The sequence below is a fragment of the Tabrizicola sp. genome, from assembly GCF_022842145.1.
GTDB lineage: Bacteria > Pseudomonadota > Alphaproteobacteria > Rhodobacterales > Rhodobacteraceae > Tabrizicola.
Genome location: NZ_JALHQD010000004.1, coordinates 105618 through 128995, shown reverse-complemented (window position 1 = coordinate 128995; position 23378 = coordinate 105618). Strand labels below are relative to the sequence as shown.

The window sequence follows — 23378 nt, the reverse complement described above, 5'->3', positions numbered from 1 at the left end:
GGGTTCGACCTACCGCAGCACTTCGACCGTGTCGCCCAGGCGGATGATGCCGTCCTTCACGATGCTGCAGAGGACACCGCGCAAGCGCAACTCCTTGTGAGAGCGGACCCAAGTGTAAGCCGGTTCGCCGTAACGGACCTTCCACTTGGCGCAGGAGTCGTTCCAAACCTCGGACACCTTGAGGACGGTAGGACCCACGGCGAGAAGTTGTCCCTCGGGCAGGTTTGCTTCAGTCATGTCGAGGTCGCAGACGAAAGTATCGCCGGGGTGTACCGTGGTTTCACGGTCACGCCAGACCAGGTCCAGCACTCGGCTCGGCAAAATGGAAATCTGGATGCCAGGATGGCCACTGCCATCGGGCAGCTTCAGCCAGGGCGCGATGCCCCAGCGTTCGCCGGGAATGCCGTGTGCCTGGGTTACCGTCAGCTCATCGACGAAGCGCCGCTCGCCGTAGCCGGGACGGAAGCATAGAAGCTCGACCGCGCTGCCGGACTTCGGTGCGGAAAGCACCTCCGGCAGCGCGGCCATCAACTCATCGTGGGTGACGTGAAGGCTCACTCGTCCAGGACGTCCGCGCTGTCTTCGCCGGCCATCGTGAAGTCCAGACCGTTGGCGGCCCGGATCTTGTCCTCGATCGCCAGGGCAATGGAGGGATTCTGCTTCAGGAAGGACTTCGCATTTTCGCGGCCCTGCCCGATGCGTTCGTCGCCGTAGGAGTACCAGGCGCCCGACTTTTCGACCACGCCGGCCTTCACGCCGATATCCACCAACTCGCCCATCTTTGAGATGCCTTCGCCATACATGATGTCGAATTCCACCTGCTTGAAGGGCGGGGCCACCTTGTTCTTCACCACCTTGACGCGGGTGGTGTTGCCGACAACCTCTTCCCGGTCCTTGATTGCGCCGATGCGGCGGATGTCCAGACGGACCGAGGCATAGAACTTCAGCGCGTTGCCGCCGGTGGTGGTTTCGGGCGAGCCGAACATCACGCCGATCTTCATGCGGATCTGGTTGATGAAGATCACCATGCAGTTCGACCGGCCGATGCTGGCCGTAAGCTTCCGCATCGCCTGGCTCATCAGGCGGGCCTGGCTGCCCATCTGCATGTCGCCCATGTCGCCTTCGATTTCTGCTTTGGGAACCAGTGCGGCGACGGAGTCGATCACGACCATGCTGACCGCGCCCGAGCGGACCAGCGTATCGACGATCTCAAGCGCCTGTTCGCCGGTGTCGGGCTGGCTGATCAGAAGTTCATCCAGATTCACGCCCAACTTCTTCGCGTACTGCGGATCCAGCGCGTGTTCGGCGTCGACAAAGGCGCAGACGCCGCCTTTTTTCTGTTCCTCAGCCACCGCATGCAGGGTCAGCGTCGTCTTGCCCGAGCTTTCCGGTCCATAGATCTCGATGATCCGGCCCTTGGGCAGGCCGCCGATTCCAAGCGCGATGTCCAGACCCAACGAACCGGTCGAGGTCGCCTCGATATCCATCGCCGGGCTGTCTGCGCCAAGGCGCATGATCGAACCCTTGCCGAACTGCCGTTCGATCTGTGCGAGCGCGCTTTCCAGCGCCTTCGACTTGTCCATATCCCGCTTGCTCCCGAGGTCGAGAAGGTTTGCCGTCGCCATGTCACGCTCCTTATTTCATAGCCACCCGCAGGCGGCAATCCTTGCCCGTGTTCCCCAAGTGTTCTTGCACTTATGTGCACAAAAGGAGAACAATTCAACCTAAATCTCGTGGTGGCAGTTTTTCACAGCTTTGGTTAAGGGAGTGTTGACGGAAGTCCGGGACAACCGGGCAGTGTAGGGATTTTTCGGGGAAAAGAGGCCAAGATGCTGGTGTTCTGGGAGCAGAGGCTTGCGTTTCTGGCCACGCCGAAGACCGGTTCGACGGCTATTGCGGCGGCGCTCGAATCGCTTGCGGCGGTGTCGATCCAGCGGCCTCCGCTTCTGAAGCACACCACCGTTCATCGTTACCGCCGGTTCATCGGGCCGTTTCTGGAGGCTGCGTCGAAGGGTGACTTCACGCTGGTCGCTCTGATGCGCGAGCCGACGGACTGGCTGGGGTCCTGGTACCGCTTCCGCCAGCGCGAGGAGACGGACGCGGGGAAGTCGACGAAGGGAATGTCATTCGATGAGTTCGTCCGGGCCTGGTGCCAGGACCCGCGACCGGACTTCGCGGATGTGGGGAGCCAGGGCAAGTTCCTGCGGCCGCGGCAGGGCGTGGGGGTGGATCGGCTGTTCCGCTACGAGGAGATCGGCAGTTTCGTGCAGTTCCTGGAAGAGCGGCTGGACTGCGCGATCACCCTGCCCCGCCTGAACGTCTCGCCCCCCGGAGCGACAGAAGTCACTGCCGGGACTGCGGCGCTCTTGCGCGAGGTCGCGGCAGAGGACTTTGCCCTTTATGCGACCTTGACGGGTTAGGCGCCGGCTTGCTGGTTGCGGCATCGGGACATGACAGAGGGGCCGAAAGCGGCTAGTTTGCAAGGCAAGGGGCGCCCGGAAGAGGGCGGAAGAGACCCCGTGAGGCATGAAAGGGCGGCGAAATGACCGACATGATGACGACGCGGCGCGGGCTGTTGCTGGGCGCGGGGGCTTTTGGGCTGGCGGCCTGCAACAACGGGATCGGGTCCAACGGGGCGAGCCAGATCGAGGCGCGGGTTGCCGCGACCGAGCAGTTCCTGTTCGCACAGTATCCCGGTACGCAGGACCTGGCTAGCCGGTCCTCCGGAGTGCTTTACATGCCCCTGATGACCGAGGTCGGTGCGGGATTTGGCGGGGCGTTCGGGCGGGGCGCGCTGCGGATCCAGGGGGTGACGGTCGACTACTACTCGGCCGCCAAGGGTTCGTTCGGGTTGCAGATCGGGGCGCAGCAGTACGCCCATGCTCTGTTCTTCATGTCGCCCGAGGCGCTGGAAAGTTTCCGGCGGTCGTCGGGTTGGGCGGCGGGGGCGGACATCCGCTATGCAAGCCCCGAGGAGGGCGCCTCGATCGGGAAGCAGACGACCGAGCTGGACGAGGTGATCGCGATAGTCTTCGGGCAGCAGGGGCTGATCGCGGGGGCCTCGCTGGCGGGGATCAAGTATACCCGGATCATTCCCTGAGGCGCGCCGCGCGCGGGCGCTTTCTCCAGTCCTTTGATTTCAAGGACTTGAGTGTGGACGTTAAGACTTTATCAAGTCTTTCGTCCGGCCCTGGACTGCCGGCGCAAGACGAGGCGCCAGAAGATCAGGAGCGTGGCCGAAGTGCCGATGGCCGTGAGGATCGCCGGGCGCAGGTCGCCCGGTGAGCTGGCGGCACCGCCTGACGCCACGATGAAAGCGAAGGGCACGACGCCAAGCGCGTAGCCTGCGACGAAGCGCAGCGGGCGCATCCTTGCGATGCCGGCGAGGCTGGCGGAAAGCTCCGGCAGGATCGGCAGCGCTTGGGCGACCGCCAATGTGAGAAGGTCGTTGCGGGCGAAGGCGGCCTCGATCCCGGCAAGGCGGGCATCGTCCTTGAAGAGCCGCAGAAGCGCGCCTCGCCCGAAGGTGCGTCCGATGGTGTAGGCCGTACCGCCCATCAGCAGAAGCCCGAGCGAAGCGACGAAGCCGCCGAGCCATGGCCCGAGAATCCAGCCCGCCAAGAGGATCGTCGTCATGGTCGGGACGGCGATGAAGAGGTCGAGGACCAGCATCCCGATCACGGCGAGCGCCAGCCAGAGCGGATCAACTTCGCGCAGGGTTTCCAGCCAAGCCACAAGGTCGCCTTCGGGGAGGACTCCGGTTGCTTGCGCGATGACGAAGGTGCTGGCGAAGGCAAGCGCCAGGATGACGGCGATGCGGATGAGGTCGCGCATGGCTCAGGTCCCCCGCAGGATGCGGCGGCCCAGCCACGGGGCGAGGGCCGCGATCAGCGGCAGGGCGCGCGCCGCGCCGACGCGGATCATCGTGCGGCGGGCGTCGATGCCTGAGAGAATGGCCACTGCCGCCACTTCGGCGCTGATCTTTCCCCTGCCCCGCCCTGCCGTCATCGGGGTGTCGACGAGGGGGAGGACAACCTCGGACACCAGAAGCGGTGTTGTCGAGAGTTGCCAGCGCAGGCTGGTCGTGAAGCTGGAGAGACCCGCCTTGCTGGCCGAATAGAGCCCGCCTGCAGCTTTCGGGAAGGTTGCGAGGCCGGAGGAGAGGTTGACGATTGCGCCATCCGGCTGGGCCAAGAGCGTGGGAAGAAGGGCCTGTATCAGCAAAGCAGGGGCCGCAAGGTTGAGGGATGCCTCCTCGATCAGATGCGCGGGGCTGGAGGCGGGATCGGTCAGGGGCCGGGCGTGCTGGACGGCGGCGGCGTTGATCAGGACGGAAAGGCCCGGATGGTCGGCGGCGAGGCGGGCAGCAAGCGCGGGAAGACCGGGCAGGTCGGAGAGGTCACAGGTCACCGGCACGAGCCCCGCCCGTGCTGGAAGATGGGCCGCGCGGCGTGCGAGGGCGACGACGGTGTGACCGCGATCAAGGAGGCGCGGCAAGAGGGCGGCCCCGATGCCGGACGACGCTCCGGTCAGAAGGACGGTCGTGGGGCGGGCAAGCGGGCTTGACATGAGGGGCTCCGGTCCAGATTTCGGGCCGTGATAGATCGGAGGCGGAGGGCTGTCGTGAACCTGGGTTTAGAAACCGGCACCGCCGCCCCGACGCTTATCGCAGCACTGCGCGGCCCGGCCGAGGCGGCGCGGCTTTGGGCGGTGCGTGACCTTGCCAAGGGCGGCACGGCCTTTGCGCCGGGCGACGAAAGCGGGGACGTCTATCTCCTGCTGTCGGGTCTGGTGCGGCTGGTCTATGCGACCGAGACGGGCGAGGCCTGGATCAAGAGCTTCATCATCGATTGCGGGGTGTTTTCCGGGCGCGGGGCGGACGATGCGGGTGCAGGGGAGAGTTACGGTGCGGAGGCGGTGGAGCGCTGCCGCTTCGTGCGCCTGCCGCGCGTGTTCGTGTCGGATCTGGTGGCTTCGGATGCGGGGGTGCGCGCCGCCTATGCGGCGTTCTCGACCTGGGTGCTGGCCCGCAAGCAGGCGCGGGAGGCCGCACTTTTGACGATGACGGCAGAGGCGCGGTTGCGCGCCGTTCTGGCTGCCGCGCCGGAGGTTGCGTCGCGGCTGCCGCAAGGCGACATGGCGCGCTTCATCGGGGTGACGCCGGTGGCGTTCAGCCGGATCAAGCGGCGGATCGGCCCGCAGGCGGCGCGGCCAGAGTGACCTTTGCCGGGGATGCCCTACTTCAGCCGCCGGATCAGGCTGGAGGTGTCGCCCCTGCCCCCGCCCATCAGCTGCACGTCCTTGTAGAACTGGTCCACCAGGGCGGTGACAGGCAGGCGCGCGCCGATCTCGTCGGCGGTGTCGAGGCAGATGCCAAGGTCCTTGCGCATCCAGTCCACGGCAAAGCCGTAGTCGAACTTGTCCTGCAGCATTGTCTTGTGGCGGTTGACCATCTGCCAGGAACCTGCGGCCCCTTGGCTGATCACCTCGACCACCTTCTCGCCGTCGAGGCCCGCTTTCTGACCGAAGGCCAGCGCCTCGGACAGGCCCTGCATCAGGCCGGCGATGCAGATCTGGTTCATCATCTTGGCCAGCTGCCCTGCCCCGCTGTCCCCGATCAGGCGGCAGATGCGAGCGTAGGCGGCCATCACCGGCTCGGCCCGGGCGTAGTCCTCGGGCGTGCCGCCGCACATGATGGAGAGCTGGCCGTTCTCGGCCCCCGCCTGCCCACCGGACACGGGCGCGTCGACGAAGTGGAGGTCGAGAGCTGCCGCTTCGGTGGCAAGCTTGCGGGTGATCTGCGCGGAAACGGTGGTGTGATCGACGAAAACGGCCCCTTTCGCCATGCCGGAGAACGCGCCGTCGGGGCCGCTGGCTACCTGTGCAAGGTCGTCGTCGTTGCCGACGCAGGCCATCACGAACTCGGCCCCCGTCGCGGCGTCGCGCGGGGTCGCGGCGGCGCGGCCCTTGTGGCGGGCGACCCAGGCCTCGGCCTTGGCGGCCGTGCGGTTGTAGACCGTCACCTCGTGCCCCTTGGCGGCCAAATGTCCCGCCATCGGGAACCCCATGACTCCCAAGCCAAGAAATGCCACTTTCGCCATCTGCGCCCCCTGCTTGTTGCCCTTCATCGGCGCATCGACTAGGAACCGATCCGCCTCCTGCCGTCAAGGACAGGCCCAAAGGAACTGGCCCCCAATGCTGACCGCCTTTCGCTGGCTGATCCGGATCGTCTCGGGGTTGATCGCCCTGGGAGTCGTCGCGGCGCTGCTGGCCTATTACATCCTGTCGCGATCGCTGGTGGATTACGACGAGGATTTCACCGTCCGGGGCATCACCGCCCCGGTGGAGATCGTCCGCAACAACGACAACGTGCCGCATATCTTCGGGCAGACCGACGAGGATGTGTACTACGCCCTGGGCTTCGCCCATGCGCAGGATCGGCTGTGGCAGATGATGATGCTGCGGCGCACGGCGCAGGGGCGGCTGTCAGAAATCTTCGGCCCGGCGACGGTCAAGGTCGACGAGCTGATGCGGCGCTTTGACCTCTACGGCCTCGCGCTGCAGTCGGCCCAGGTGCAGGACGAGGCGACCACGCGGGCGCTGGAGGCCTATGCGGCCGGGGTGAATGCCTGGATCGAAGAGGTCAACAATGGCGCGCGGGGCCGGGGCGCGCCGGAGTTCTTCCTGTTTCAGCCGGAGATTTCGGCCTGGGCGCCGGCGGATTCGATCGCGATCCTGAAGCTGATGGCCTTGCAGCTGTCCAGTGCTCTTCAGACCGAAGTGCTGCGGGCGCGGGTGTCGCTGCTGTTGCCGAACGACCGGCTGGCCGATCTGTTGCCGGACGACCCGAGCCAGGGCGTGGCCGCGCTGCCGGACTATGCCAGCCTGGTGCCGGGGGTCGCGCCCTTGAGGACGCCGGTCAGGTTCGCCGGGGGGCCGTTCACGCCCGTGGCGGGGCCGGGGATGGCGGGGGCCTCGAACTCCTGGGCGGCGATGCCCGAGCGGTCGGCGGCGGGAGGCAGCCTGCTGGCCAACGACCCGCACCTGGGCCTGACCGCGCCGACGATCTGGTATCTGGCGCGGCTGGAGCTGTCGACCGGCGGGGTGATCGGCGGGACGATCCCCGGCGTGCCGCTGGTGCTGGTCGGGCGGTCGGACAAGCTGGGCTGGGGGCTGACGACGGCCTATGTCGACGATCAGGACGTGGTGATCGAGGCGCTGAACCCGGAGAACACGGAGGAATACCAGACTCCGGATGGCTGGGCGAAATTCGAGAGCCGGCAGTCGATCATCACGGTCAAGGATGCGCCGCCCGTGACGCTGACGCTACGCTGGTCCCGCAACGGGCCGATCCTGCCGGGGGGGCATTACGAGCTGGGCTCGATCACTCCGGGCGGCCATGTGGCGGCGATCAGCTGGACGGCGCTGTCGGGCGAGGACCGGTCGATCAGCGGCGCGATGGCGCTGATGCGGGCGCAAGGGATCCCGCAGGCGCTGGAGGCGGGCCGCATGGTGGTGGCCCCGGCGCAGAACGTGATGCTGGCCGACGGGACGGGGATCGCGCTGCAGGTGATGGGGGCGCTGCCGGCGCGGGATGCGGGGCATCCGTCGCAGGGCCGCCTTCCGGCGCTGGGGGCGGACGCGCGGGTCGGCTTCAAGGGGCTCATGCCCTACGAGGACAATCCGCGGGTGGTCAGCCCCGCCTCGGGCCTTCTGGGCAATACCAACAACAAGACGGTGGACCGGCCCTTCCCGAACCATGTGAGCTTTGACTGGGGCGATACGCAGCGCATCCAGCGCTGGCTGACGCTGATGAAGGCGCGCGAGGTGCATACACGGGAAAGCTTCATCGAAGCGCAGCTGGATACGGTGAACCCCACCGCACGGTCGCTGCTTCCCCTGATCGGAGCGGACCTTTGGTTCACCGGGGAAGCGGCGCCGGAGGGGACACCGGAACGTCTGCGGCAGCGGGCGCTGGTGCTTTTGGCCGAATGGAACGGCGAGATGAACGAGCATCTGCCGGAGCCGCTGATCGCCGAGGCCTGGATGCGGGCGCTGATGAAGCGGCTGATCCAGGATGACCTGGGGGCGATGGCGGAAAGCTTCACCCATATCTCCCCCGTCTTCATCGAGCGGGTGTACCGGAACGTCGGCGGCGCGAGCGTGTGGTGCGACGTGATCCAGTCGGCGGCGGTGGAAAGCTGCACTGACGTCGCGCGGATCGCGCTGGACGAGGCACTTCTGCAGCTGACGGAACGCTATGGCGACAACATCGAAAGCTGGCGCTGGGGCGATGCGCATCTGGCGACGCATGACCACCCGGTCCTGGGCGAAGTGCCCTTCGTGCGCTACTTCGTGAACATCCGGCAGTCGACCAGCGGCGGCGACGATACCCTGATGCGGGGCGTCTCCCGGGGCGAGGGTCCGGAGCCGTTCCAGAACGTGCACTCGGCGGGGTTTCGGGGGGTCTATGACTTTGCCGACCCGGATTCGTCGGTCTTCATCAGCGCGACGGGCCAGTCGGGGCATCCCTTGTCGCGGCACTACGACGATCTGGGCGAGCTGTGGCGGCGGGGGGAATACATCCCGATGTCGCTGGATCCGGAGTTGGCGCGGGCGGCGGCGGCGGGGGTGATGATGCTGACGCCGGAGGGTCCATGATCCGGACAGACCGGCTGGTTTTGCGTCAGGCGGTCTGGGAGGATCTGGAGGCAGTCCACCGGCTGATGTCCGACCCCCGCGTCATGCGCTACTGGTCCCGGCCAGAGCATGAGACGCTGGAGGAGACGCGCCACTGGCTGGGGTTCCTGGTGGAACAGTCAGCGGACAGTCGGGACTGGCTGATCGTGAAGGACGGCGCGGTGATCGGGAAAGCGGGGGCCTGGCAACTGCCGGAGGTCGGCTTTCTTCTGCATCCCGATCACTGGGGCCAGGGTCTGGCCTTTGAGGCGATGGTGGCGGTGATCGCAGCACTGGAGGCGGAGTTTGCCGGAATCGTGCTGACGGCAGAGGTGGACCCGCGCAATGCGGCCTCGCTGCGGCTTCTGGACCGGTTGGGCTTCCGGGAGACGCACCGGGCGGAACGGACGCTGTTGTGGCGCGACGAGTGGTGCGACAGCGTCTATCTGGCGCGGCCGCACGGCGGGTGAGGCAGGGCGGCGGGCGCGAGCCGTTGCCGGCACCGCGTCAGAGCGTGCGGAAACGGTTCTGCTGGCGGGCGGTCCAGCGGACGGTGAGGTGCCAGCCGTCCTCGGCCTCGGTTTCGTGCTGGACGATGTTCTGGTCGTGGAGCCAGGCGCGCTTGCGACCGTCAGAGAACGCGACCGTCACTTGCGCCTCGGTCCGGTCGGCGTCGAGGGTGGCGGTGATCAAGGTCAGAAGCTTGTCCACGCCCTCGCCGGTCAGGGCCGAGACCGGCAGCACGCGGGGACGCTGTGCGGCCTGCGCGCTGAGCGCCTCGCGCTGGGAGGCGTCGACAAGGTCGAGCTTGTTCCAGACCTCGATCTGCGGGGTATCCTCGCCCACACCGAGGCTGTTCATGATATCGGCCACGTCGGCGGCCTGTTCCACCGTTTCGGGGTGCGAAATGTCGCGGACGTGGAGGATGAGGTCGGCGGAGAGGACTTCTTCCAGCGTCGCGCGGAAGGCGGCGACAAGCTGGGTCGGCAGGTCCGAGATGAAGCCCACGGTGTCCGACAGGATGATCTTTGCGCCCGAGGGCAGCGCCACACCGCGCATGGTGGGGTCGAGGGTGGCGAAGAGCATGTCCTTGGCCAGCACCTCGGCCCCGGTGATCCGGTTGAAGAGCGTGGACTTGCCGGCGTTGGTGTAGCCCACCAGGGCCACGATCGGGAATGGCACCTTGGCACGGGCGGCGCGGTGCAGTTCGCGCGTCTTGACCACCTGTTCCAGCTGGCGCTTGAGGCGGATCACCTGGTCGTCGATGGCGCGGCGGTCGCTTTCGATCTGGGTTTCACCGGGGCCGCCGACGAAGCCGAAGCCGCCGCGTTGGCGTTCGAGGTGGGTCCAGGCGCGGACGAGGCGGGTGCGCTGGTAGGACAGCGCGGCAAGTTCGACCTGCAGGACGCCTTCGCGGGTCCGGGCGCGGTCGGCGAAGATCTCCAGGATCAGCGAGGTCCGGTCGAGAAGCTTGACCCCCCATTCCTTTTCCAGGTTGCGCTGCTGGACCGGCGACACGGTGCCATCGACGATGACAAGCTCGATGTGGTCGTCGTGGAAGCGGTCCTTCAGCTCGGCCACCTTGCCGGAGCCGAGGAGCGTGCCGGGGGCGACGCGGGCCAAGCGGACGACTTCGGCGCCCCGCACCTCAAGCTCTGGCAGAGCGGCGGCAAGCGAGACGGCCTCGGCCAGCCCGTGTTCGGGCAGGCGGCGGGCGTTGGACGACTTCAGCGCGGGATGCAGGACAAAGGTGCGCGTTGCGGCTGCGGCGGTGTCGCGCAGGCGCTGCCCCTCGCGCTTGGCGAGCAGGTCGTCGTCATCCTGGGGCGGTCTGGAGATCAGTCTTCCCCTTCATAGAGGCTGATCGGCGCACCCGGCATGATGGTGGAGATCGCATGCTTGTAGACAAGCTGCGACTGGCCATCGCGGCGCAGCAGCACGCAGAAATTGTCGAACCAGGTGATCACGCCCTGCAGCTTGACGCCGTTGATCAGGAAGATCGTCACCGGGACCTTGGCTTTGCGGACATGATTGAGAAAGGCGTCTTGCAGGTTTTGCTTGTCAGCGGCCATCGTTTTTGTGCCTTGTTTTTCTATCGCTTCACTGTCGCGTCGTGGTCGTTCTTCGTTGCCCTGTTCTTGCCGCTTGGCACGGCTGGGCCAAGTATGAAGCGGGCGGGCGGGAGTTTCCAGCGCAAAAATCAGGCTGTTAGGCAGGCGGGTTCAGCTGCGGCCGCGGCCTTGCAGAACGAGGGCGAGAAGGGCCAGCGTCTCCAGCCGGCCGACGACCATCGCCAGCCCCAGGATGATCTTCACCGGATCGGAGAGGTCCTGGTAGGCGATGGGCTGGGCCGCGCCGAGCTCGGCCAGTTGACCGGTGGTGGTCAGGGCGGCGATGGCCAGGACCATCGTCTGTTCGAAATCGACCCCGGCCAGGAGGAGGAGTGCGGAGACGACCGCGATCGAGGTGGCAAAGAGCATGAAGAAGACCCAGGCGAACTGCGCGCCTTCGCGGCGGAGGCGGCGGGCCTCGGTGCCGCCGCGGCCGATGGAGTTGGGGTGGATGATCTTTTCAAGCTCGCGCTCTCCGTGGCGCAGAAGCGCATAGACGCGAAGAAGCTTGACGCCGCCCGCCGCCGTGGCTGTTCCACCGCCGATGATCGCAAGGCCAAGAAGGACGAGGCCCGGGGTGCCGATGCCGGACCACTCGGTCGCGGTCTGCCAGTCGGCGGAGATATAGCCGGTGGTGGTGAGGAATGAGGTCGCGGTGAAGATGATGCCCCAGAACGAGGGCAGCATCTCGGCGGCGTCGCCTTCGGTTTCGGTGGCGACAAACCAGTGGCGCAGGAACAGGATGGCGGTCACGGTCAGGACGAGAAGTGCCGCCAGTCGCAATTCGGGGTCCTGCAGCAGGGGGCGGCGGTTTTCGGCCAGACGGACGCCGGGCAGCGCGCGGCGGGTGATCGCGAAGGCGAAACAGAGGAAGATCAGAAGCTCACCGGGCATCCCCGACCCTGCCTCCTGAAAGGCGGTGCTGCCGGTGATGCCGGAGGTCGACAGCGTGCCCATCGCGTGGATCAGGGCAGAGATCCCGCTTTCGCCCAGGACGAGAAGGCCGCACCAGAGGAGAAAGGTGAGTGAGCCGTAGACCGGGAACAGGAGGAGCGCAAAGCGGGTCAGGCGGACGGCGGGATCGGCGGTGCGGGTGACCTGGGCGGTGCCGACCGCGCCCCTGCCCGGCACGCGGCCGGAGGAGACTTCGGTACCGCCAAGGTTCAGCGGAGCCAGGATCGCGTAGGCTGCGAGCAGGATCAGGAAGCCGCCGAACCAGCCCACCGTGGCGCGCCAGAGATGCACCGCTTCGGCCAACCGGTCCGCGCCGTAGACCGAGGCGCCGGTGGTGGTGAAGGCCGAGATCATCTCGAACCAGGCGTTGACCATCGAGGTATCGGGCAGCGCCTCACTTAGAGGCAACGCCAGGGCAAAGGGCAGGATGGCATAGGCCAGGACCAGCGCGGCCAGGTGACTGCGCGAGGGGTCGCGGGGCAGATAGGCGGCGGTGGCGATGCCCAGCATCACCGTGAGGACCAGCAGGATCAGTGCGGAATAAAGGAAGTCGCGGGCATGTTCATGGTCGTTCACCCCGAAGGCGTAGATGGCCGGTACCAGCGCCATCGCCCCGGAAAGCCCGAGGAGGACGACCAGAAGCGGCAGTTCGGCCAGCCGCGCCAGCATCAGAAAAAGTCGATCGAGACTTGCAGAAGCCGCTCGACCTCGGGGACGTCCTTGGCCATCGCGAACAGCGCGATGACGTCGCCGGCTTCGATCCGCAGGTCTCCGGTCGGCTTGAGGACCTTGTCGCCCTTCATGACCGCGCCGACGAGGACGCCTTCAGGGAACTCGATGTCGCGGATGAGGCGCCCGGCCAGCGGCGAGGTGGACAGGACCTGCGCCTCGATCATCTCGGCCTCGGCATCGCCGATGGAGTAGACCGCACGGACCCGGCCGTGGCGGATGTGGCGCAGGATGGACGAGACGGTGGTGGCGCGCGGGTTGATGTAGGCGTCGATGTCGAGCGGCGCCATCAGCGGGGCCAAGGTCGGGTCGTTGACCAGGGCGATGGTCATCGGACAGCCGGCCTGCTTGGCGCGGACGGCGACAAGGAGGTTGGTCTTGTCGTCATCCGTCACCGCAAGAATCGCATCGGCGCGGTCGATCGAGGCTTCCATCAGGAGGTCGATGTCCATCCCGTCGCCGTTCAGCACGATGGTCCGTTCCAGCGCGTCGGCAGCATGTTCGGCAGTCTGGCGGTTCTTCTCGATGATCTTGGCGCGGACCCGGTCGGTCCGGGTTTCCAGCGCGCGGGCCACCGCGAGGCCGACGTTTCCGCCGCCGACGATCACCACGCGTTCCTGCTTTTTCGTTTTCTTGCCAAAGATTTCCAGAGCACGGTTCACGTCCTCGAAATGGGTGAAGACGTAGATCTGGTCATCGGGATAAAGCTGGTCGCCGGGGTCCGGGGCAAAGAGCCGGTCCTCGCGCCTTATGCCGACGACGATGGCGCGGAGGGTGGAGAAAAGCTCGTTCAATTGGCGCAGGGGGGTGTTCAGGACCGGGCAATCCTGGGTCAGCTGGATGCCCAGAAGCTGGGCGCGGCCGTTCATGAAGCTTTCGGTGTCGAAAGTCGCGGGTGCAGCAAGGCGTTGCAGCGCGGCCTCGGCCACCTCGCGTTCGGGAGAGATCACCACGTCGATGGCAAAGCCTTCCTGGTTCGTCAGGCTGCCGTAGAGCGGATCAAGGTAGTTCTGCGCCCGGATGCGAGCGATCTTGCGGGTGACATTGAACAAGGTGTGGGCCACCTGGCAGGTGACCATGTTCACTTCATCGGAATGGGTGGCGGCGATCAGCATGTCGGCGTCCCGCGCACCGGCCTTGGCCAGCGTGTCCGGGTGGCTGGCGAAACCGACGACGCCCTGGACGTCCAGCGTGTCGGTGGCGCGGCGCACAAGATCGGCGTTCATGTCGACAAGCGTGACGTCGTTCTTCTCGCCCGAGAGATGGCGGGCAATCTGCCAGCCGACCTGACCCGCGCCGCAGATGATCACCTTCATCAGATTCCCCGCGATCCGTCGTCTGCGCCTGAATGTCAGATCGGGGCGGAGGGGTCAATGTTCAGGGACTTGCGCCGCATCGGGGGCTGGAGCGGGATCTATTGCTCGAAGTCCGAAAACCCCCTGCCCCCGCGCGTCGATCCGACCACGCCCAGCGACTTCAGCTTGCGGTGCAGTGCCGAGCGTTCCATGCCGACGAAGCTGGCCGTCCGGCTGATGTTGCCCCCGAAACGGTTGATCTGGGTCAGCAGGTACTCCCGTTCGAAGAGCTCGCGCGCTTCGCGCAGCGGCAACGTGGCAACGGTGCCTGACAGCGACAGCGCGCTTTCCGTCTCGGCCTTGGGTTCGTTGCCGGGGATTTCGGATGGCTCGATCGGGCCGGTGCCGTCGCCAAGGATCAGGACGCGCTCGATCACGTTCCTCAGCTGACGGATGTTGCCCGGCCAGGGCAGGGTCTGGAGGACCGTGTTTGCTTCTTCCGACAGGCCGCGGTTCGGCAAGCCCTGGGTCTTGTGGAACCAGTCGATGAAATGGCGGGTCAGCTCTGGCACGTCCTCGCGCCGCGCGGACAGTGAGGGGACCGTGATCGGGACGACGTTCAGCCGGTCGTAGAGCTCTTGCCGGAAGCGGCCCGCGCCGATTTCGGTGCGCAGGTCGCGGCAGGTCGAGGAGATGACGCGCAGGTCAACACGGACCTTGTCGGCACCGCCCACGCGGGTGAACTGCTGTTCGGTCAGGACCCGGAGGATCTTGGACTGGGTGCCCACCGGCATGTCCGCGACCTCGTCGAAGTAGACGATGCCGCCGTGGGCCTGTTCCAGAAGACCCGGCTCGACGCCCCGTTCCGGGGTTTCACGACCGAACAGGACCTCTTCCATCCGCTCGGGTTCGATCGAAGCGGAAGAGACGGTGATGAAGGGGGCCGCTGCACGGCTGGACTGCATGTGGATGTAGCGGGCGGCCATTTCCTTGCCGGTGCCCGGCTCGCCCGACAGCATGACGCGGGCGTTGGATTTGGTGACCTTGTCGAGGTTGCCCTTCAGCGTCTTGAAGGCGAGCGAGGAGCCGACCATCTCGGCCGAGGTGACGTCGCGGCGGCGAAGCTCCTGGTTCTCGCGGCGCAGGCGGCTGGTCTCCATCGCGCGGGCGACGACGACCATCAATTGGTCGATGTTGAAGGGCTTTTCGATGAAGTCGTAGGCGCCCTGCTTGATGGCGGCCACGGCGATTTCAATGTTTCCGTGACCCGAGATAATCACCACCGGAATGTCGGGATTGTCGCGCTTTACCGTCTTCAGGATGTCGATGCCGTCCATCCGGCTGTCCTTGAGCCAGATGTCCAGGATCATCAGCGCGGGCGGATCGACGTTGATCTCGGCCATGCAGTCATCGGAGTTGGCGGCGAGGCGGGTGGTATAGCCCTCGTCCCGCAGGATGTCGCCGATCAGTTCGCGGATGTCCTGTTCGTCGTCGACGATGAGAATGCTCATGCTTGGGCCTCTTTTTCGGGGGGCGTCTCGGCGGCTTTCAACGGAATGTGGGTGCGCGACCGCTTGCGCAGCGTGCGTGGCAGGTGGATCACGGCCATCGCGCCGGCGTGGTCGTTGCCGTCAAACCGGGGCGCATCGGCCAGAGCAAGTGTTCCGCCATGCTCTTCGATGATCTTCTTGACGATGGGCAGGCCAAGGCCGGTGCCCTTTTCGCGGGTCGTGACATAAGGTTCGAAGAGGCGGGCGCGGTCGGGTGGCAGGCCGGTGCCGTTGTCCATGATGCGGACCACGGCTTCGGTGTCGTCGGCGGTCAGGCTGATGCGAATTTCGGGGACGAAGCCCTGGGGATTTGTCTTTTCCTGATGCGATTCAATCGCTTCTCCGGCGTTCTTGATGAGGTTGGTGAAGGCTTGGCCAATCATCGTGGCGTCGATTTCCAGGTGCAGCTCATCCGGGGGGATGTCCTTGACGAAATGGACGCCGGGCTGGCCGTTTTCCTGCAAGAGGACCGCGCCCTTCAGAAGTGCGGCAAGGTCGCAGTCGCGGCGGTCGGGTTCGGGCATCCGGGCGAACTTGGAGAACTCGTCGACGATCCGGCGCAGGTCATTGGTCTGGCGGACGATCACGTCAGTCAACTGCTCCAAATCCTCATGGTCGCGGACCTGGGTGCGGAACTTGCGCTTGATACGTTCGGCCGAGAGCTGGATCGGGGTGAGCGGGTTCTTGATCTCGTGCGCGATGCGGCGGGCGACGTCGCCCCAGGCGGCCATTCGCTGGGCGCTGACAAGATCGGTCACGTCGTCGAAGGCGACCACATAGCCTTCCGGGGTGCCGTCTTCGCCGAGGCGGGTCGACATCCGGACGAGAAGGCTTTCCAGCTTGCCCTTCCGGTTCAGGCGCACCTCTTCCTGTACCGCGTTGCCGGCGCCGTCGCGGAGGCGGTCAAAGAGCGGCGCGAATTCCGGCACGGCGGCGGCAAGGGGCACGTCGGACTGGCCATCGGCGAAGTCGAGAAGCTTTTCGGCGGCGCGGTTCACGAAGTCGATGTCACCGTCGCTGTCGAGGCCGATCACCCCCGCAGTCACGTTCGACAGGACGGAATCGAAAAGCCGGCGCCGGGTTTCGGTCTGGGCGTGGCTTTCCACAAGGGCCTCGCGCTGGCCTTTCAGCTGGCGGGTCATCTGGTTGAAGAGACGGCCCAAAGAGGCGATTTCGTCGTCGCCATCCTCTTCGGTGACCTGCACGTCCAGATCGCCGCCCCCTACCCGTTCGGCGGCCCCCGCCAGACGGCCCACGGGACGCGAGAGGCGTTCTGCGAACCACAGTCCCAGCCAGATCGCGGCAAGGATCAGGATCAGCGCGAAGCCAAGATAGATCAGGCCGAAGTTGAACAGAAGGCGCCCGCGTTCGGATTCCAGCTGGTTGTAGAGCTGGACGGTTTCCTGGGTCTCGTCCAGCAGCGTCAGGATCGAACCGTCGACCGTGCGGGTCACGTAGAGGTAGCGGTCGGTATAGGATTCAAGCTGGATCAGGGCGCGAAACTCGTTGTTCGACCAGTCGGGGATGAGGACGGTGTTGCCTTCGCGCGCGAGTTTGAGGTGTTCCTCGGTCAGCGCCTCGAAGTCGAAGAGGTAGGAGCGTTCGCCACGGGTCATCAGCGCGCCGGTGCCGTCGACAAGGTAGGCTTCCTTCAGCCCGCGCTGGATGACCTGCTGGGCCTGGGACAGCAGCGGGCGCAACTGGTCGTCGCGCAGAAAGGCGGTGCGGCGCTTGGCGTCGTTCAGATAGCCCGCAAGGGTCACCACGTCGGCGGCGAGGTCATCACGCTGCACCGCCTCGTAGGCCTGGGCGGCCGAGAGGGACGAGCCGACGACCGAGCGCACACGGTCGGAGAACCAGCCTTCGAGGCCGATATTGATCGAAAGGACCGCGAACACCGCGACCAGCACCGTCGGGATCAGCGCGATCAGCATGAAGACGCCCGAAAGGCGCATGTGCAGACGCGAACCGGCGGACTTCGATCTGCGGTCGGTGATCAGCCGGGCGACACGGGCAAGGACGAGGGCGGCGATGACCAGGACATAGATCAGGTCGGCCAGGAGGATCAGCCGCAGGACGGGTGAGGCCGCATCGCGGTTGAACGGCCCGAGCGCAAGGAAGGTGGCAACGGCCAGGACCGGCCCGAGGAACACCAGGCTTAGCGTGACGGCGGTTTGCACCCGACGCTGCCGTCGCAGCCGGGAAAAACGTAGCCAGACATCCCTATGAACTGCCCGATCCACCCGAATCCGCACGTTAGCCGGGGGTTTCAATACCCCCGACCACTATATCTTGATGCGCCGCCGGGTGAAACCGAAAAGACACATTCAATGTGGCTGATCTACATCAGCTTTCGCCGACGCGTCACCCGGATATCAAGATCGGTGATCTTCTTGCGCAGCGTATTGCGGTTGATCCCCAGAAGATCGGCACATTTCGCCTGGTTTCCAGCGGTTGCGTCCAGCGCGATCTCGATCAGCGGAAGCTCCACCTCGCGCAGGATCCGCTGATAGACACCGGGGGGGGGAAGCTGGCCGCCGTGCAGGTCGAAATAGCGTTTCAGGTGGCGCGCGACCGAGGCGGAAAGCTTGTCGCCCGCCCCCGATCCCGCAAGGGGTTCGGGGCTGGGCTGCTGGCCCAGAACGAGTTCAACCTCGGTCCGGGCGATGTCGGTTTCCGACGCGGTCACGAGAAGCCGGCGAATCGTGTTTTCAAGCTGCCGCACGTTGCCCGGCCAGGAGTAGGCGCGGATCAGGTCGGTCGCCCCTTGCGACAGCCGGCGGATCGTGCCGAGGTCGCGTTCGCCCTTGGTCAGGAAGTGTTCGGCCAGAAGCGGGATGTCCTCGACCCGTTCGCGCAAGGAGGGGACGTGCAGGGTGACCCCGCCAAGGCGGTAGTAAAGGTCCTGACGGAACTGGCCCGCCTCCATGCGCGACGACAGGTCGGTCTGGCTGGTGGCCATGACGCGGGGGGCATTGTCGCCCAGCATGTCCAGCATCCGCACCACGCGGGCCTGGGTGTCGGCGTCATAATCGGCGACCTCGTCAAAGACGACGGAACCGCCGCGCGCCCGCGACAGCAGCGTGGCCGGGCCGTCCACTCCTTGCAGGTCAGCGGCCTGGGCCACGATAAAGGGCAACGTGCGGCGGTCGGAGAAGTCATGGATCGCGCGGGCAATCAGCGACTTGCCGGTGCCGCTTTCCCCGGTGACAAGGACGGCAAGCTCGGTGTTCATCACGCGGGCCACAAGGCGGTAAAGCGCCTGCATCGCGGGAGTGCGACCGACCAGGGGCAGATCGTCGCCAGGGTCTCGCGCGGCGACGACGACCTTGGGGGCGTGGCGCTTCTGGTCCAGCGCCTTGGCGGACCGCTTCATCAGGTCGGGCAGATCGAAGGGCTTGGGCAGGTAGTCGAAAGCCTCGGCCTCGGCGGCCTGGATCGCGGTCATGATGGTGTTTTGCGCCGAGATGACGATCACCGGCAGACCAGGACGCATCTTGGAAATGCGCGGCAGGGCATCCAGCCCGTTGCCGTCGGGCATGATCACGTCCGAGATGACAAGGTCGCCCTTGCCTTCCTCGACCCAGCGCATCAGCGTCATGAGGCTGGAGGTCGCATGGACCTTGCAACCCGCCCGGGTCAGGGCCTGGGTCAGGACCGTTCGGATCGTGCGGTCGTCATCGGCGACAAGAATGGTGCCATCCATTTCAGCGGGACTCCTTCTTCTTCTCGCGCGGCGCCATTGGCAGCGAGACGCGGAATGCGGTGCGACCGGGCGCGGAATCGACGGTGATCCAGCCTTCATGGTCGGTGATGATCTTGGAGACGAGCGCGAGGCCAAGGCCCGTGCCGTTCTCGCGGCCCGAGACGAAGGGCTCGAAGATATTGGCGGCGATCTCGGGCTTGATGCCGGGGCCGTCGTCGATGATCTCGACATTCAGCGGTAGCGCGCCCGAGGCACCGTCCTTGCGGCGCAGGCGCAAGCTGAGGTCGTAGAAGGTGTGCAGGCGGATGGTGCCGCCGTTGCGGCAGGCTTCGGCGGCATTCTTGATCAGGTTCAGGAAGACCTGCATCAACTGGTCGCTGTCAGCGAAGGTGGAGGGCAACGAGGGGTCGTAATCCTCGACGATGGTCATGTGGGCGGCGAAACCGACCAGCGCGGACTTCCGGGCGCGGTCGAGGGCATCGTGGATGTTCACCGGCTTGCGGTCCGGGGGACGGATGTTTCCGAACTGCTCCACCTGTTCCAAAAGCTTCACGATGCGGCGGGTTTCCTCGACGATGAGGTCGGTCATCTCCTGATCTTCGGGCGTGAGGTTCATCGACAGAAGCTGCGCCGCGCCGGATATCCCGGCGAGCGGGTTCTTGATCTCGTGCGCCAGCATCTCGGCCATGCCGATGGCGGAGCGGGCGGCGGTCTTGGCACCCATCGACCGGCCAAGGCGGTCGGCCAGTTCGCGCGGGGACAGCATCAGCATCACGATGCCCGGATTGTCGTGCATGGGGGCGAGGTGGATCGTGCATTGCAGGGGCGGGCGTTCGCCGCTGGTGACGTCGACATCGTTGATGTTCAGCGGCGACTGGTTGGCGCGGACCCTTGCCAGCGCCTCGTCCATCGGGGCGTCGATGGCGAGGCGGTCGAAGACGGGCTGGTCCTTCAGGGCTTTGGCCGAAGCGTTCAGGAAGGTCTCGGCCGCTGGATTTGCTTCAAGGATGCGGGCCTGTGCGTCAATCAGCAGCGTGGGCAACGGCAAGGAGGCCCAGATCACCCCCGGCACCGGATAAGGCATCCGGTAGGGCGTCATGCCGCAAGCTCCAGTTCAGCGAAGGCCTGTTCGATCAGCTGGATCACCGCGGCCGGGTCGGTGGAGGTCAGGATCGCCTCACGCGCGTGCGGCAGGCCCGCCTCGTCGAGATACCAGCCAAGGTGCTTGCGGGCCATCCGCAGGCCAAGCTCGCGGCCATAGAAGGTGAGCATGTCCTCATAATGATCCAGGATCATCCGACCCAGCGCGCCGCCGTCGGGGACCTTCGGGGCGGGGGTGCCGTACAGATCGTGGGCCACTTGCGCCAGCTTCCAGGGCGCGCCCTGTGCGCCACGGCCGATCATCACACCGTCGGCTCCGGACAGGCGGAGCGCCTCGCGGGCGGTGGCACTGTCGATGATGTCGCCATTGGCTATGACGGGGATCGTCACGGCCTCTTTCACTGCGCGGATCGCAGCCCAATCGGCGTGGCCCTTGTAGAACTGGCAGCGGGTGCGGCCGTGGATGGTGATCATCCGGACGCCCGCGCCTTCAGCCCGTTTTGCCAGCTCGGGCGCATTGTGGAGGGTGTCGTCCCAGCCGAGGCGGGTTTTCAGCGTGACGGGGACCTTCACCGCCTTCACCACCGCCTCGATCAGCGTGAGCGCAAGATCAAGGTCGCGCAGCAGGGCCGAGCCGCAGAGGCCGGTCGTCACCCGCTTGGAGGGGCAGCCCATGTTGATGTCGATGACCTTGGCGCCCTGCCCTTCGACGAACTTCGCGCCTTCAGCCATCCAGTAGGGTTCGCGGCCGGCAAGTTGCACGCTGGTTGCCTGTTCACCCAGGCCAAGCTCGGCGCGGGCGCGGGCTTCGGGCTGGGCGCGCACGATCTCGGCGCTGGCGACCATCTCGCTGACCACAAGTCCCGCACCAAAGCGCGCGACCAGCCGGCGAAACGGCAGGTCGGTGATCCCTGCCAATGGGGCAAGAAAGACCGGCGGGTTCAGCGTCAGGGGGCCGAGGGGAAACGACAAAGCCTTATCCTTGTGCAGTTGCAACTTAGCTAGCCTTCCCGATGGACGGGACCAAGGCAGCGCGCGCGCATAATGACTGAAAAACATGCGATGCACAATTTTTGGGCAGTAAGGGGTGCAAAGCGCCAGATTGTCATGCAGGTCGGGCTGGATTAGGCAGGAGCGAAAGGAAGGTGCCATGCAGTCAGCTGTCATCATCGTCGCCGCTGGTCGCGGCAGCCGCATGGGCGGAGAGGTGCCGAAACAGTGGCAGATGCTGGCGGGCAAGCCGGTGCTGGCGCATACGCTGCGCGCCTTCGCAGGGATGCGGGTGGTGCTGGTGATCCATCCCGACGACCGCGACCGGGCGACGGGGCTTGGCGTGGAACTGGTCGAGGGTGGTGCGACGCGGGATGCCTCGGTTCTTGCAGGGCTGCGGGCGCTGGAGGGGTCGGGGGTCGAGGCGGTGCTGATCCACGACGGCGCGCGGCCTTTGGTGTCGCGCGCGCTGGTCGGGCGTCTGGTGGACGCGCTGGCGACACATGACGGCGCGGCCCCGGCCCTTCCGGTGACGGATGCGCTGTGGCGCGGCGATGCGGGCAAGGTGTCGGGCACGGTGGACAGGGCGAACCTCTGGCGGGCGCAGACACCTCAGGCCTTTCGCTTTGCGCCCATCCTTGCCGCGCACAGCGCCCATCCCGGCGGCGCGCTGGACGATGTCGAGGTTGCACGGGCGGCGGGTCTTGACGTGGTGATCGTCGAGGGCGAGGAAACCAATCTGAAGCTGACCTACCCCGGCGATTTCGCCCGGGCCGAGGCGATCCTGAAGGGGCGTGACATGGATGTGCGGTTGGGCAACGGCTACGACGTGCACGCCTTCTGCGAGGGCGACCATGTCTGGCTCTGCGGGGTGAAGGTGCCGCATGGCAAGGGCCTTCTGGGGCACTCGGACGCGGACGTTGGGATGCACGCCTTGACCGATGCGATCTACGGCGCGTTGGCGGAAGGTGACATCGGGCGGCACTTCCCCCCCAGTGACCCGCAGTGGAAGGGCGCTGCCAGCCACATCTTCCTGAGCCACGCCATCGGGCTGGCGCGGTGCCGGGGCTATGATCTGGGCAATTGCGACGTGACGCTGGTCTGCGAGCGCCCGAAGATCGGTCCGCATGCCCTTGCCATGCAAGCGGAACTGGCGCGGATCATGGGCGTGGATGCGGGGCGGGTATCGGTCAAGGCCACCACCTCGGAACGCCTGGGCTTCACCGGGCGCGAGGAGGGCATCGCCTCGCTGGCGACAGCCGTTCTGGTGAAGGCATGAGCACGCTTATCGCCACCTTCTTCGGGGCGGGGCATCTGAAGCCCGCTTCGGGGACCTGGGCGTCGGCAATCACCGTGGCTCTGGCCGTGGCGGCCTATCAGGCGGGCTGGGCGCTGGCGGTTCCGGTTGGGTTTGTCCTGGCCACGATCCTGGGTTTCTGGGCGGTGCCACGCTACTTGCGGGCGACGGGGGGCGAGGACCCCTCGGAAGTGGTGATCGACGAGGTGGCGGGGCAGCTTCTGGCGCTGTCGTTCACGGTGATCCCGCTTTGGCGGCATGGGGTGCCTGATATTCTGTTCGGGGCCTGGCCGGCATGGGTGGCACCGTTCCTTCTGTTCCGGCTTTTCGACATCTGGAAGCCATGGCTCGTGGGCCGGGCCGACCGGATGGAAGGCGCGAAGGGTGTGATGCTGGACGACCTTTGGGCCGGGCTGTTCGCCGGGGTCGTCTCGATGGGATTTGCGGGCGTCTATCATGGGGTCGTGGAGCCATGGCTGGGGTGAATGTCGCAGACCTGCTGCAGCGGGCGCGCTACTGGGGGATCAGGATCGCCACGGCGGAAAGCTGTACGGGTGGACTGGTCGCGGCGGCGCTGACCGATGTGGCGGGGTCGTCGGACGTGTTCGAGCGCGGTTTCGTCACCTATTCCAACGCCGCGAAGGTGGAGATGCTTGGTGTGTCGGCGGACACCCTGGCCGCGCAGGGGGCGGTGTCCGAAAACGTGGCGCGTGAGATGGCCGAGGGCGCGCTGATCAGGTCGGCCGCCGACCTCGCGGTATCGATCACCGGGATCGCGGGGCCGGGACGATCAGAGTTCAAGCCCGAGGGCCGCGTCTGCTTCGGCCTTGCGCGCCGGGACCATGAGACCCGCGTCGAAACGGTGGAATTCGGGGCGCTTGGGCGCGACAAGGTCCGCAGGGCCGCGACCGCGCATGCACTGGGGCTGCTGGTCGCGGCGCTGGAGTAGGTCCAAATCCTCCAAGC

General features: G+C 66.2%; 22 protein-coding genes. 8 read left to right on the top strand and 14 right to left on the bottom strand.

All coding sequences use genetic code 11. From position 1 onward, the window contains the following. Positions 1–9: 9 nt before the first annotated feature. Both Q0C42_RS11700 and recA read right to left on the bottom strand, forming a co-directional pair. Entirely contained in the window at positions 10–528 is a 519-nt protein-coding gene (locus tag Q0C42_RS11700) for a hypothetical protein (protein WP_295076300.1), read from the bottom strand. A gap of 26 nt (positions 529–554) precedes the next feature. Next, positions 555–1625 (bottom strand): recombinase RecA, encoded by a 1071-nt coding sequence (gene recA / locus Q0C42_RS11695; RefSeq protein ID WP_295075692.1) that lies wholly within the window; start codon positions 1623–1625, stop codon positions 555–557. A 204-nt stretch (positions 1626–1829) separates the two neighbouring features. Between recA and Q0C42_RS11690 the strand changes: the two genes are divergently transcribed. Continuing rightward, positions 1830–2420, top strand: coding sequence for a sulfotransferase family 2 domain-containing protein (locus Q0C42_RS11690; RefSeq protein ID WP_295075689.1), 591 nt, complete (start codon positions 1830–1832; stop codon positions 2418–2420). A 131-nt stretch (positions 2421–2551) separates the two neighbouring features. Beyond that, positions 2552–3100, top strand: coding sequence for a YSC84-related protein (locus Q0C42_RS11685; RefSeq protein WP_295076297.1), 549 nt, complete (start codon positions 2552–2554; stop codon positions 3098–3100). Between the two features lie 71 nt (positions 3101–3171). On the opposite strand, the gene Q0C42_RS11680 is transcribed toward Q0C42_RS11685, so the two are convergent. Together Q0C42_RS11680 and Q0C42_RS11675 are read right to left on the bottom strand one after the other, a co-directional pair. Continuing rightward, on the bottom strand, positions 3172–3834 hold the full coding sequence (locus Q0C42_RS11680) for a TVP38/TMEM64 family protein (RefSeq protein ID WP_295075686.1): 663 nt from the start codon (positions 3832–3834) through the stop codon (positions 3172–3174). 3 nt (positions 3835–3837) lie between these two features. After that, positions 3838–4569 (bottom strand): SDR family NAD(P)-dependent oxidoreductase, encoded by a 732-nt coding sequence (locus tag Q0C42_RS11675; protein ID WP_295075682.1) that lies wholly within the window; start codon positions 4567–4569, stop codon positions 3838–3840. Positions 4570–4623: 54 nt separating this feature from the next. On the opposite strand from Q0C42_RS11675, the gene Q0C42_RS11670 reads away from it, so the two are divergent. After that, positions 4624–5220, top strand: a complete 597-nt coding sequence (locus Q0C42_RS11670; RefSeq protein WP_295075679.1) for a Crp/Fnr family transcriptional regulator — start codon at positions 4624–4626, stop codon at positions 5218–5220. Positions 5221–5237: 17 nt separating this feature from the next. Here the strand turns inward: Q0C42_RS11670 and Q0C42_RS11665 are convergent, their stop codons facing one another. Beyond that, entirely contained in the window at positions 5238–6101 is an 864-nt protein-coding gene (locus tag Q0C42_RS11665; RefSeq protein ID WP_295075676.1) for an NAD(P)-dependent oxidoreductase, read from the bottom strand. A gap of 94 nt (positions 6102–6195) precedes the next feature. Here Q0C42_RS11665 and Q0C42_RS11660 point away from each other — a divergent pair, with 94 nt between their 5' ends. Continuing rightward, complete coding sequence (locus Q0C42_RS11660) at positions 6196–8661, top strand: penicillin acylase family protein (protein ID WP_295075672.1); 2466 nt, start codon at positions 6196–6198, stop codon at positions 8659–8661. Further along, the gene (locus Q0C42_RS11655; RefSeq protein ID WP_295075670.1) at positions 8658–9149 is read left to right on the top strand and encodes a GNAT family N-acetyltransferase; all 492 of its coding nucleotides are present in this window, start codon (positions 8658–8660) and stop codon (positions 9147–9149) included. The genes Q0C42_RS11660 and Q0C42_RS11655 overlap by 4 nt, the downstream gene beginning before the upstream one ends. Before the next feature lie 37 nt (positions 9150–9186). Here the strand turns inward: Q0C42_RS11655 and hflX are convergent, their stop codons facing one another. The 9 genes from hflX to dusB all read right to left on the bottom strand — a co-directional run bounded on the left by hflX (position 9187) and on the right by dusB (position 21097). After that, positions 9187–10461 carry a GTPase HflX gene (gene hflX, locus Q0C42_RS11650; RefSeq protein WP_295076294.1) on the bottom strand — a complete coding sequence of 425 codons (1275 nt, stop codon included), beginning with the start codon at positions 10459–10461 and terminating at the stop codon, positions 9187–9189. Positions 10462–10517: 56 nt separating this feature from the next. Continuing rightward, positions 10518–10751, bottom strand: coding sequence for an RNA chaperone Hfq (gene hfq, locus Q0C42_RS11645; RefSeq protein WP_008028786.1), 234 nt, complete (start codon positions 10749–10751; stop codon positions 10518–10520). A 150-nt stretch (positions 10752–10901) separates the two neighbouring features. Next, positions 10902–12413 carry a TrkH family potassium uptake protein gene (locus Q0C42_RS11640; protein WP_295075666.1) on the bottom strand — a complete coding sequence of 504 codons (1512 nt, stop codon included), beginning with the start codon at positions 12411–12413 and terminating at the stop codon, positions 10902–10904. Continuing rightward, positions 12413–13789, bottom strand: coding sequence for a Trk system potassium transporter TrkA (gene trkA / locus Q0C42_RS11635; protein WP_295075663.1), 1377 nt, complete (start codon positions 13787–13789; stop codon positions 12413–12415). Before trkA ends, Q0C42_RS11640 begins: the two co-directional genes overlap by 1 nt. A gap of 98 nt (positions 13790–13887) precedes the next feature. Further along, a complete protein-coding gene (locus Q0C42_RS11630; RefSeq protein WP_295075659.1) occupies positions 13888–15279 on the bottom strand; it encodes a sigma-54 dependent transcriptional regulator in 1392 nt (463 codons plus the stop codon). Then, positions 15276–17561 (bottom strand): PAS domain-containing sensor histidine kinase, encoded by a 2286-nt coding sequence (locus tag Q0C42_RS11625; RefSeq protein ID WP_295076291.1) that lies wholly within the window; start codon positions 17559–17561, stop codon positions 15276–15278. Before Q0C42_RS11625 ends, Q0C42_RS11630 begins: the two co-directional genes overlap by 4 nt. Before the next feature lie 98 nt (positions 17562–17659). Then, positions 17660–19024: a response regulator gene (locus tag Q0C42_RS11620; RefSeq protein ID WP_295075656.1), complete on the bottom strand. Its 1365-nt coding sequence runs from the start codon at positions 19022–19024 to the stop codon at positions 17660–17662. 1 nt (position 19025) lies between these two features. Next, positions 19026–20123, bottom strand: a complete 1098-nt coding sequence (locus Q0C42_RS11615) for an ATP-binding protein (RefSeq protein WP_295075654.1) — start codon at positions 20121–20123, stop codon at positions 19026–19028. Further along, positions 20120–21097, bottom strand: a complete 978-nt coding sequence (gene dusB / locus Q0C42_RS11610; protein WP_295075652.1) for a tRNA dihydrouridine synthase DusB — start codon at positions 21095–21097, stop codon at positions 20120–20122. The genes Q0C42_RS11615 and dusB overlap by 4 nt, the downstream gene beginning before the upstream one ends. 178 nt (positions 21098–21275) lie before the next feature. Between dusB and Q0C42_RS11605 the strand changes: the two genes are divergently transcribed. Genes Q0C42_RS11605 through Q0C42_RS11595 form a run of 3 tightly spaced genes read left to right on the top strand, consistent with a single transcriptional unit; the run spans position 21276 to position 23361 of the window. Further along, positions 21276–22394, top strand: coding sequence for a bifunctional 2-C-methyl-D-erythritol 4-phosphate cytidylyltransferase/2-C-methyl-D-erythritol 2,4-cyclodiphosphate synthase (locus Q0C42_RS11605; protein ID WP_295075650.1), 1119 nt, complete (start codon positions 21276–21278; stop codon positions 22392–22394). Next, positions 22391–22897, top strand: coding sequence for a phosphatidylglycerophosphatase A (locus Q0C42_RS11600; protein WP_295075648.1), 507 nt, complete (start codon positions 22391–22393; stop codon positions 22895–22897). The genes Q0C42_RS11605 and Q0C42_RS11600 overlap by 4 nt, the downstream gene beginning before the upstream one ends. Further along, positions 22885–23361 (top strand): CinA family protein, encoded by a 477-nt coding sequence (locus Q0C42_RS11595; protein WP_295075645.1) that lies wholly within the window; start codon positions 22885–22887, stop codon positions 23359–23361. Before Q0C42_RS11600 ends, Q0C42_RS11595 begins: the two co-directional genes overlap by 13 nt. Positions 23362–23378: the final 17 nt, after the last annotated feature.